Annotated in this window: 8 protein-coding genes and 1 pseudogene; all 9 read right to left on the bottom strand. The window is 64.2% G+C overall.

The window, feature by feature from the left end; all coding sequences use genetic code 11:
• Positions 1-167: 167 nt before the first annotated feature.
• Positions 168-536 (bottom strand): hypothetical protein, encoded by a 369-nt coding sequence (locus tag ACF8GF_RS09405; RefSeq protein ID WP_003252539.1) that lies wholly within the window; start codon positions 534-536, stop codon positions 168-170.
• Positions 533-871, bottom strand: a complete 339-nt coding sequence (locus ACF8GF_RS09400) for a helix-turn-helix transcriptional regulator (RefSeq protein WP_176685014.1) — start codon at positions 869-871, stop codon at positions 533-535. The genes ACF8GF_RS09405 and ACF8GF_RS09400 overlap by 4 nt, the downstream gene beginning before the upstream one ends.
• 114 nt (positions 872-985) lie before the next feature.
• Entirely contained in the window at positions 986-1,423 is a 438-nt protein-coding gene (locus ACF8GF_RS09395) for a YkvA family protein (protein ID WP_176685013.1), read from the bottom strand.
• A 288-nt stretch (positions 1,424-1,711) separates the two neighbouring features.
• Positions 1,712-2,464, bottom strand: coding sequence for an FKBP-type peptidyl-prolyl cis-trans isomerase (locus ACF8GF_RS09390; RefSeq protein ID WP_010952765.1), 753 nt, complete (start codon positions 2,462-2,464; stop codon positions 1,712-1,714).
• Positions 2,465-2,719: 255 nt separating this feature from the next.
• Positions 2,720-3,652, bottom strand: coding sequence for a pca operon transcription factor PcaQ (gene pcaQ, locus ACF8GF_RS09385; protein WP_209964107.1), 933 nt, complete (start codon positions 3,650-3,652; stop codon positions 2,720-2,722).
• 10 nt (positions 3,653-3,662) lie between these two features.
• A pseudogene (locus ACF8GF_RS09380) lies at positions 3,663-3,806 on the bottom strand (AraC family transcriptional regulator); the annotation flags it as partial.
• Between the two features lie 126 nt (positions 3,807-3,932).
• On the bottom strand, positions 3,933-4,295 hold the full coding sequence (gene nirD, locus ACF8GF_RS09375; protein ID WP_392488022.1) for a nitrite reductase small subunit NirD: 363 nt from the start codon (positions 4,293-4,295) through the stop codon (positions 3,933-3,935).
• Positions 4,295-6,847, bottom strand: a complete 2,553-nt coding sequence (nirB, locus tag ACF8GF_RS09370; protein ID WP_392488021.1) for a nitrite reductase large subunit NirB — start codon at positions 6,845-6,847, stop codon at positions 4,295-4,297. Before nirB ends, nirD begins: the two co-directional genes overlap by 1 nt.
• A 280-nt stretch (positions 6,848-7,127) precedes the next feature.
• Positions 7,128-11,153 (bottom strand): molybdopterin-dependent oxidoreductase, encoded by a 4,026-nt coding sequence (locus ACF8GF_RS09365; protein WP_392488020.1) that lies wholly within the window; start codon positions 11,151-11,153, stop codon positions 7,128-7,130.
• Positions 11,154-11,186: the final 33 nt, after the last annotated feature.

Raw genomic sequence — 11,186 nt, 5'->3', positions numbered from 1 at the left:
GAGTCCGACCCCAGATGCGTGTCCACCACCGATCTGCGTAGGAGCGGGTTTACCCGCGAATACGGTGGCGGCGGCAACGGTGAACGGCGGATGGAAATTGGCCAGCAGGCCCTGCCCTCTCGCTCAGGGTCACCACCTGTAGCGAATAGGCTGGAATGGGTAACGCTTCAGGCCGTTTCGGGATAGCTGTACTCGAACACCCGAACCACCTCAGAGGCATGCCACGAGGCGGCCTCCATGCCATCGACCGGCCCGGTAAACCGCCCCAGGCGCTCGACACACTCAAAGAAGCCAGTACGCGGCAAACGGCTGGCGCCTTGGCTGATCACCAGCGAACTGCGTAATGGCTGCTCGGCACGGGCATCCAGCACCGCCAGGTATTCCAGCGCGGCAGTCAGCGTCTGCATGGCCGGGCTGGGCAACTGCAAGCGCTCGATCAGTGCGCGGTATGTCAACAGGTGACGTTGACGACGGGCCAGGTCAAGCTCACCCAGCAGGTTATCCCAGTGCTGACGGCTGATCCTGACCTGGCTCATGATGGCTCGCTCCAGCCAGCCACCCCCAGATGCCAGGCCAGGGCGCGGCGGATGGCAGCATCTGGCTGGCGCTCACCCGATTCGATCATGGCCAGATACGCCGGGCTCACCCCGACATTGCGCGCCAGTTGCTCAGGGGCAATGCCCTTGGCCTGGCGAATCTGGGCGACTTCGTTGAAGGCTGGCAGGGGGGCACTGGCAACAACGCCCTGCGCCTCACCGGAAACCGCCTCGGCAGGTGCCTGCCCTGCAGCCTTGAGCAACGCCTGGTATTGCTCCCAGGGAACGACGGCGTACTCGGGTTGACCGTCCCGGCTGATGACCTGAATACCCATTACAAACCCCTTTAAAAAGGATTACAGCATGTAATCCGTAGGCATAACCCTTATGCCAATTATATTACCAACTCCGAGGTCTGTGCAGTTGAGGTGATATTCAGGCCAGTTTGATTAGCTGTTGCGCTCCAGCCGCAGTGCTTCCGGGGTAGCCGGCAGGCGCTCGACCGCGCGCAGCCGTTCGGGTGCCTGGTTATCGCGCCAGGCCTTGAAACGCGCCAACTCGTCGGCCACGGTTTTCAGCACCCAGCCCAGCACCGCGATGTCATCGAGGAAACCCACCCCCAGCAACCAGTCCGGGATAGCATCGATGGGGCTGACGAAATACAGCAGACCAGCCACGACAGTGACCAGCGCCTTGGGGCTGATGGCGCGGTACTCACCCCTCCACCAGGCCAGGCACAGCGACTGCAGCAGCTTCACATCTTCACGCAGTTGTCCCAGGCGCGGGCCTTTGCGCGCCACCGCGAACAGCAAGGCCGGCAACCGCCCGCGGCTGAGCAGGCGCTCGGCCAAAGGCAGGAAACGAGCAAAATTCCAGGGTGCGCTCATGGAGCCTCCGAGAGGAAAAGGTTATCCACATTTATTGTGGATAACCTTGTGAACAGGGCGAGGTTTCCGACCCCAGGTGCCTGCCAGGCAAGGGGCCCAGTCAGATCGGGCGTTTTTTACACAGTCGTTTCACGCCATGGCTACCTGCGCCGCAAACGATTTGCGTCAGAAACATCCTACTTCTTCACGCTGCATTTCTTCGGACAGTATCAGCTGTTGCTGGTTCGTCCAATCGGCACAAACGAAAACGCCCCATCAATGTGGGGCGTTTTCGACAACCAGCCAATGTTACTTGGCAGGTGCTTCTTCAGGGGCTTCGGCTTGCGGCTCGGCGCCTTGCAACTGGGCCGGGTCCTTGATGGCGATCAGTTCCAGATCGAACACCAGTACCGAGTTGGCCGGGATCAGCGGGCTTGGGCTTTGTGCGCCATAGGCCAGTTCAGCCGGGATGAACAACTTGTACTTCTCGCCGACGTGCATCAGCTGCAAACCTTCGACCCAACCTGGGATCACACCGCTGACCGGCAGGTCGATCGGGCTGCCACGCTCGACGGAGCTGTCGAATACCTTGCCATCGATCAGCTTGCCTTCGTAGTGGACAGTGACCACGTCAGTCGGTTTGGGCTGCGGGCCGTCGGCCTTCTTGACCACTTCGTACTGCAGGCCCGAGGCAGTGGTAACCACGCCTGGCTTCTTGGCGTTTTCTTCGAGGAATTTCTTGCCGGCGGAGGCGGCTTCTTCGCTGGCCTTGGCCAGGCGCTCCTCGGCGCGTTTCTGCAATGCGGTGAAGGCCTCTACCAGCTCTTCGTCCTTGATGCGTTGTTCTTTCTTGCTAACGGCGTCTTCGATGCCGAGGGCGACTGCTTTCGAATCAAGGTCTTCCATGCCTTCCTGAGCCAGGCTCTTGCCCATGTTCAGGCCGATACCGTAGGAGGCTTTCTGCGCCGGAGTCTTCAGCTCGGGGCTGCTGGCTTGTTGATCGCAGCCAGCCAGTACCAGGCCTACCAGGGCAACCGCAGCCGCCAAACGATGCTGTTTCATGCTATTTCCTTGTTCATGCGCCATAAGGGCAATCAGGGTAAAGCCGCGAGCTTAGCAGGCGGCCATGACCAATGGCTACCGGCATAGGAGCGGGTTTTCGTAAGGAAGTTCAGTCGTTAAAAGCTTCTTCATCGAAGGCTTTACAGCCATTGGCCAGTATTGACCCTTTGTGCCGGATTTGCCGTTTTTTTGTGGCCTTTTATTTCTGCGGGTTCTGAGGTCGGAAACACCAGGGCAGGCAGGCCACCGAAAACCTCAAGGATAACGCCCCTCCCGATATTCCCCCGCCACCTCCCGCAGCACCTCACCCACCCACTGCGCCGGCAAACTCATCGGCAAGGCGGCATTGCGGCAAATCCCCACCGACCCTCCCGGCTCACGCACACCCAGGTCAAGCTCGACCAGTTCGCCACGGCGCAGGTCGAGCAGCACAGCATCACGCGGCGCCACCCAGAGGCCATCGCTGCCCAGCAGGTAGCGCCGGCTCAGGGCCAGCGACAGGGTTTCCAGGCGCTGCGCCGGCATCTGGATGCCGCATTGCACGAACAGGCTGTCGGCGTGCTGGCGGATGGTGGTGCCGGCCGGCGGCAGCACCAGCGGGTAACGCCCCACCTGCCCTCGCTCCACGGGCGTGCTGGCCAGCAGCGGGTGACCCGGGCGCACCACCAGGCTCATCGACTCGCTGTACAGGTGCTCGAACGACAACCCCTGGATTTGCGGACTGTCGGTCATGCGCCCCACCACCAGCTCCAGCTCCCCCAGGTGAAGTTGACCAAGCAACTGCGCGCTGACCCCGGTGACCACGCTGATCACCAGCGCTTCATGGCGCTGATGCAGGCGGCACAGTACCTCGGGCATGAGCAGGCCTTCGACCGTGGACAGCACGCCAATGCGCACCTGCGACGGCGCCCGCGCTTCACCGCGCAGGCTGCTGACGCCATCGCGCAGCGCCTGCACACTGGGCCCGGCGTAACGCATGAAGCGGGTGCCGGCTGGGGTCAGCTCGACACCTTGGCGGCTACGCTCGAACAGGCGCGCCTCGAGCAGGTCCTCAAGCTCCTTGAGGGTCTTGGAAATCGCCGGCTGGCTGATCGACAGGATATCGGCCGCCCTGGCCAGGCTGCCCTGCCGGGCAATCTCCAGGAAGCACAGCAAGTGGCGGTATTTGATGCGGGTGTCGAGGTTCATGGCAGCAAGCTTACCGCATCGCTACTTGCGGCGTATCCGGGTCGCGCTGCTGGCGGCGGGATGACCCGAGCGGCAGTCCGAGGATCTGGCGGAAATACCGAGAAAAGCAGGCTTCGTCGGCAATTCAACAAAGCCGCGCCAGCTCGCCCACCGGGGGGGCTGCCATTGAGCAGTTCCCCTGCCGATGGCCCCACAGGTGCAGCGCCGTATTTGAAGGCGGTGCAGACTCTGTGGGAGCGGGCTTGCCCGCGAAGAGGCCGGCACAGGCAGCAAAGGGTTGTCAGGCCAAAGCCAGCTCCACCGCCTTACCCTTCATCCGTACCGGCCATACCCGCAACCGCTGCGCGCTATCCTCCAGGCACTCCCCGCTCAGCAGGCTGAAGTGCTGCTTGTAGAGCGGCGCGGCCACCACCAACTCACCTTGCACGCTGCCCACCAGCCCGCGGCCGATGATGTTGGCGCCGGAGCGCGGGTCGCGGTTTTCCACCGCGTACAGCGGCTGCGCCTGCCCCGGCAGGTAGAACAACGCCACCTGGGCCCCATCGACCCAAACCACGACCCCGGAGTCGGCCACCAGGTCTTGTGCCTGGCACACCGTCTGCCAGTTTTCCTGCGTGTTCACAGCAGCATTGGCCAGGTTCATCAGACAGCCTCCTCGACAGTTGGGATCAGGTGCAGTGGTGCAGCGGGCCGGCGTTGCTCGCGTTCGCGCACGAAGTGCACGTCCGGGTCGCCGCGTCGGTCGTTGACGAAGGTGCGGAAGCGCTTGAGCTTCTCCGGGTCGTTGAGGGCATTGGCCCATTCGCATTCATACTGGTCGACCACATGCTGCATCTGTGCTTCCAGCTCGCTGGCCAGGCCCAGGTTGTCGTCGATGATCACCTGCTTCAGGTAGTCCAGCCCGCCTTCCAGGTTTTCACGCCACACCGAGGTGCGCTGCAGCTTGTCGGCCGTGCGGATGTAGAACATCAGCACGCGGTCGATCAGGCGTACCAGGGTTTCGTCGTCCAGGTCGGTGGCGAACAGCTCGGCATGCCGTGGGCGCATACCGCCGTTGCCGCATACGTACAGGTTCCAGCCCTTGTCGGTGGCGATAACGCCGATGTCCTTGCTCTGCGCCTCGGCGCATTCACGGGTGCAACCCGATACCGCGAACTTGAGCTTGTGGGGGCTGCGCAGGCCCTTGTAGCGATCTTCCAGGCGCAGGGCCATGGCGACACTGTCCTGCACGCCATAACGGCACCAGGTACTGCCCACGCACGACTTCACCGTGCGGGTCGACTTGCCGTAGGCGTGGCCGGTTTCGAAACCGGCCTCGATCAGTTCGCCCCAGATCAGCGGCAGCTCGTGCAACTGGGCGCCGAACAGGTCGATGCGCTGGCCACCGGTGATCTTGGTGTACAGGTCGTATTTCTTGGCCACCTGGCCGATGACAATGAGCTTGTCGGGGGTTATTTCACCGCCGGGAATGCGCGGCACCACCGAATAGGTGCCGTTTTTCTGCATGTTGGCCATGAAGGTGTCGTTGGTGTCCTGCAGCGGCACCAGCGCCGGGTCCATGATCGGCTGGTTCCAGCACGAGGCGAGAATGTTGCCCACCGCCGGCTTGCAGATGTCACACCCCAGATGGCCCTTGCCATGGCGCTCGAGCAGTTCGCTGAAGGTGCGGATACCCTCCACCCGCACCAACCCGTACAACTCCTGCCGGGTGTAGGCAAAGTGCTCGCACAGGCTCTTGTCCACCGCCACGCCGCGGGCCGTCAGCTCGTGCTCGAAGACTTGCTTGAGCAGGGCCGCGCAACCGCCGCAGCCGGTCGCGGCCTTGGTGCAGCCCTTGACCGCAGCGAGGTCGCTGCAGCCGCTGTCGATCGCGGCGCACACCGCCCCCTTGCTGACGTTGTGGCAGGAGCAGATGGTCGCACTGTCGGGCAGCGCATCGGCGCCCAGGGCCGGCGCACCACCGCCTTGCGGCAAGATGAGCGCTGCCGGGTCGGCCGGCAGGGCGATGCCGTTCTGGGCATACTGCAACAGGGTGTCGTAATAGCTGTTGTCGCCGACCAGCACCGCGCCGAGCACGTGCTTGCCGCTGGCATCCACCACCAAACGGCGGTAAGCGCTGTTGGCTTCATCGATGAAGCGATAGCTGCGCGCGCCCTGGGTGGCACCGTGGGCATCGCCGATCGAACCGACATCCACACCCAGCAGCTTGAGCTTGGTCGACATGTCGGCGCCGGTGAACGCCACCGCCGCCTCGCCCATCAGCAGCCCGGCCAGGTTGCGCGCCATGCTGTAGCCCGGGGCGACCAGGCCGAACACGCTGCCGTTCCACGAGGCGCACTCGCCGATGGCGAAGATGCGTGGGTCGCTGCTGCGGCAGTGGTTGTCGATGACCACGCCACCGCGCGCCGCAATGTCCAGACCGCAGCCCCGGCCCAGTGCATCCTGTGGGCGGATTCCGGCGGAGAACACGATCAGGTCGGTTTCCAGGTACTCACCGCCGTCGAAGTTCATGCGGTAGCGGTAGGTTTCACCGGCACTGACCGACTGGGTGGCGCGTGACAGATGCACCCCCACACCCAGTGCTTCGATCTGCGCCTTCAACGCGGCACCGCCCTCGCCGTCCAGCTGTACCGGCATCAGCCGTGGGGCGAATTCCACCACGTGGGCTTCCAGCCCCAGCGACTTGAGGGCGTTGGCCGCTTCCAGACCAAGCAGGCCACCGCCGACCACCACCCCTCGGCGGGCACCGGCTGCGGCAGCACGAATGCCATCGAGGTCGTCCAGGGTGCGGTAGACCAGGCGGGCATTGCCGCTGGAGCCTTCGATCGGCGGCACGAAGGGATAGGAGCCGGTGGCCAGCACCAGTTGGTCGTAGCCATAGCGACCTTCGGCAGTGACGACTTCGCGGCGCTCGCGGTCTATCTCCAGCACGGCCTCACCCAGGTGCAGGAGCACGCCATTGGCGTCATAGAAATCGTGCTCACACAGGGCCAGGGTTTCGGCACAGCTGCCGCCGAAGTATTCGGACAGGTGCACGCGGTCGTACGCGCGTTGGCGCTCTTCGCCGAATACCCGCACCTCGAAGCGCTGCAGGGCGCCGCGACTGACCAGTTGTTCGACGCAATGGTGGCCGACCATGCCGTTGCCGACGATGACCAGTCGCTCTCGTTGCCCGCTGCTCGCTGTTGCCTTCATAAGCCGATCCTCGATCAAAAAAAAAGCGCCTGGAGCCGAAGCTCCAGGCGCCTTTGCCTGTATTCATCACGGTAGGGGGCCCGGGTTGATCGCCGTTGATCAGTGGGCTTTGTTGTATCCGAGGTTAAGCAGGGAGCGTGCCAATCGGGTTGTCTGGGATGCGTGGCTTGCCTGGGTTGCCTGTGTCGGCCTCTTCGCGGGTAAACCCGCTCCTACACTTGCGCTGGGCCCGCCCAGCCAATGCACATTCAAGGTGCACAACACCCCATCTTGGAGCACTTCAGTACACATCGCGCCGATAACGCCTGGCCTTGCTCAAGCCTTCGACATAAGCCGCAGCCGCCGCCGCATCCATCCGGCCATGCTCGGCGACGATCACCCGCAACGCCGCATCCACATCCCTGGCCATGCGCTGCGCATCGCCACACACATAGAAATACGCCCCCGCCTCCAGCCACTGCCACAGCTGCGCACCCTGCTCGAGCATGCGCTGCTGCACATAGATCTTCTCGACCTGGTCCCGCGAGAACGCCGTGTCCAGCCGCAGGTGCCCCGCCGCCTGCCAGGCCTGCAACTGCTCCTGGTAGTAGAAATCGGTCGCTGCGTACTGCTCGCCGAAGAACAGCCAGTTGTCGCCTTTTGCCCCCCGTGCCTCTCGCTCCTCGAGGAACGCCCGGAACGGTGCAATGCCGGTACCAGGGCCCACCATGATCACCGGCACGTTGTCGTCCTCGGGCAAGCGAAAGTGCTTCGACACCTGCGGGAAGATCGCCACCTTCTGCACCTGCGCACGGTCGGCAAGGAAGCTTGAACACACGCCTTTGCGTTCGCCATAACGCACCGTCGATACCGTCAGATGCACCTGACCTGGGTGCGCCAGCGGGCTGGAGCTGATCGAATAGAGCCGCGGCTGCAATGGCTTGAGCAGTTGCAGCCAGCTGGCCAGCGACAACTGCTGGGGGAAGGCGCGCAACACGTCGACCAACTGCCGGCCCCACAGCCAATCTTGCAGCTCGGCCTTGCATTCGGGCTGCAGCAAACGCTGCAGGTCAGGCGCATCGCTGGCAAATGCCTGCAGTTGCTGCGCAGTGACCTTGGCAATTTCCAGGTGTGTTTGCAGGGCTTCGGCCAATGGCATGGCGCAATGACCTTCAAGCTCGACCATCGCCTGGCCATCGAGCTGCATCAGCGTCAGCAGCTCTTCTACCAGGGCCGGGCAGTTGCGCGGCCATACGCCCAGGGCATCGCCGGCCGCATAACTGAAGCCGCTGCCGCTCAGGTCGAAGACCAGCTGGCGGGTTTCCTTGCTGGCGCCGGGGCCATTGAGCAGGCGGTTTTCCAGCACGGTGGCCATCCAGGGTTGCTGCTTGCTGAAGGCCGACACGGGTGCAGGTTCACTCGCCGATGGTGGCGCCGCGGCACTGCCCAGTGCAGGCAACAACGCTTCGAGCCAGCCGGCAAAGGCTTCGTCGAAGTCTGGCTCGCAGTCCACCCGTTGCAGTAGGCGCCGCCCTCCCAGCTCGGCCAGGCGCTGGTCGAGCTTGCGGCCAAAACCGCAGAACTGGTCGTAACTGGAGTCGCCCAGGGCCAGTACGGCATAGGGCAGCCCGTCACAGTGGGTGCCCTCCTCGCCCTGCAAGGCCTGCCAGAAGGCCGCGCCGCTGTCGGGCGCGTCGCCATCGCCAAAGGTGCTGGCGATCAACACCACACTGGCAGCGCCCTGCAACTGGCTTGGGCTGACCGCCTCCAGGCAACTGAGTTGCACGTTCAGACCGGCACCGCGCAGGCGCGCGGCACAGCGTTCGGCCAACTGCTCACCATTGCCGGTCTGCGAGGCCCACAGCACCTGATGCCATGGCGCGGTCCGTGCCGCACTGGGCGCAGTTGCAGGCTGGGCGAACAGCCCGGCCAGCAAACCGTCGACAAACAAACGACGACTGGCAGCCAACGGTGCACTTGCCGGCAGGCGGGGTACGCCCTCGGCGCGGGCCTGCTCCAGGCCCAGCAGGAAACCTTGCAGGTAATGGCGCTCTGCTTCGGCCAGCACCGGAACCGGCAGGGTGTGCAGGCCAAGCAGACGGGACAGGGTGGCGGTCGGCATGCGGACAGGCTCTACAGTGGCAGTGTTCAGATCAAGGGCGTCAATGCGCTCACCTGCGACCCGCTCCAGGGCTACGGCGCAGTGCTTGAAGGCAGGCTGCAGCGACAGCGGGTCGACCGCATCGCAGGTCGCGGCGTTGATCGCCAAGTGCTCGCCGATCAGGTCATTCCAGTGAAACGGCGCAAAACAGTTACCCGGCATGACCCGGTCACTGATGCGCGCCGGCAACACGGCGTGCCCCCGACGCGAGCGAACGGCCACCTGGTCTTTTTCAGCGACACCCAGCCGGGCGGCATCCTCGGGGTGAATCTCAAGGTAGGGGCCGGGCTCCAGTTTGTTCAGCGCCGGCACCTTGCCAGTCTTGGTCAACGTGTGCCATTGGTGCTGCACACGGCCAGTGTTCAGCACCATGGGGTAGTCATCGTCCGGCAATTCCGCTGCCGGTAACCAAGGCCGGGCGAAGAAACGCGCCTTGCCACTGGCGGTGGGAAAAGCCAGTGCCGGCCGCCCACCTTGGGCATCGAGCAAGAGCGCCTGGCTGCTGCCGTCGTTGAGGTAGCGCAGCGGGCTGCGTTGCTGTTGGCTGCCCGGCGCACAGGGCCACTGGCGCGGCTGCGCACGCAACTCGGCATAGCCGATACCGCGCAGGTCATAACCGGTTGAGGGGTTGTGGAAGCGGCGTATTTCCTCATACACCGCTTCGGCATTGGGGTAGTCGAAAGCGTCGGCATAGCCCATGGCACACGCCACGCGGGCAATGATCTGCCAGTCCGGCAAACTTTGCCCGGGCGGCTCGACAGCGCGCGGCATCAGGGTCAGGTTGCGCTCGCTGTTGATCATCACGCCCTCGCCTTCGGCCCACAGCGCGGCCGGCAGCAGGATGTCGGCGTGGCGATTGGTTTCGGTGTCGAGGAAGGCGTCCTGGGTAATGACCAGTTCGGCCTTGCGCAGGCCGTCGATCACTTGCTGGCGGTTGGCGACACTGGCCACCGGGTTGCTGCAGATGACCCAGCAGGCTTTCACTTCACCGGCTTTCATCTGCCCGAACAGGGCCACCGTACCCTCGCCGCCCTCGCTGCGCAGGCTGCCGGGTGGCAGTTGCCACTGTCGTTCGACGAACGCGCGGTCATCTTCCACCAATGCTGAGCGCTGGCCTGGCAAGCCGGGGCCCATGTAACCCATGTCGCGGCCGCCCATGGCATTGGGCTGGCCGGTCAGCGAGAACGGGCCGCTACCGGGGCGGCAGATGGCACCCGTGGCCAAGTGCAGGTTACAGATGGCGTTGCTGTGCCAGGTGCCATGAATGCTCTGGTTCAAGCCCATGGTCCAGCAGCTCATCCAGTTGTTGGCGCTGCCGATCCATTCGGCGGCCTTGATGATATCGGCCTCGGCCAGGCCGGTGATGGCGGCTACACGCTCGGGCGTGTAGTCGTCGAGGAAGGTCGGCAGTTCGTCCCAGCCTTCGGTGTGGCGGGCAATGAAGTCGGGGTTGGTGTGGCCGTTGCGATGCAGCAGGTGCAAGAGGCCGTTGAGCAAGGCCATGTCGCTGCCGGGACGCACCTGCAGAAACAGGTCGGCCTTGTCGGCGGTGGCGCTGCGCCGCGGGTCGACGACGATCAGCCTGGCGCCGGCCTTGACCCGGTCAAGCAGGCGCAGGAACAGGATCGGGTGGCAGTCGGCCATGTTGGCGCCGATCACCAGAAATACGTCGGCGTGCTCGAAGTCCTGGTAACTGCCAGGTGGGCCATCGGCGCCAAGCGAAAGCTTGTAGCCACTGCTGGCGCTGGCCATGCACAGGCGCGAGTTGGACTCGATGTGGCGCGTACGGATAAAGCCCTTGGCCAGCTTGTTGGCCAGGTACTGGGCCTCCAGCGACATTTGCCCGGACACGTACAGCGCCACGGCATCCGGGCCGTGCTGGTCGATGATGGCGCGCAGACGCTCGGCGGTGGCGGCGATGGCCTGGTCCATGCTGGTGCGCACCGGCGGCTGGCTGCGTTGCTGGCGCAGGTAGGCGTCGGCCATGCGCCCGCTGGCACTCAGTGGCAGGTGGGCGGTGAGGCCTTTGGTGCATAGGCGGCCAAAGTTGCTCGGGTGCAGCTTGTCGCCACTGATCTTGCCAACCTTGCCATCGGCAACGCTCATGACGATGCCGCAGCCAACGCCGCAGTAGGGGCAGACGCTGCGTACTTCGCTGTTGGCCATGGGCGGGCTCCTGTGGAAAACGCAAAAAGGCGC

The organism is Pseudomonas sp. yb_5, assembly GCF_043103865.1.
Lineage (GTDB): Bacteria > Pseudomonadota > Gammaproteobacteria > Pseudomonadales > Pseudomonadaceae > Aquipseudomonas > Aquipseudomonas putida_Y.
The sequence above is the reverse complement of the archived record's forward strand: the minus strand, read 5'-3'. Positions and strand labels throughout refer to the sequence as shown.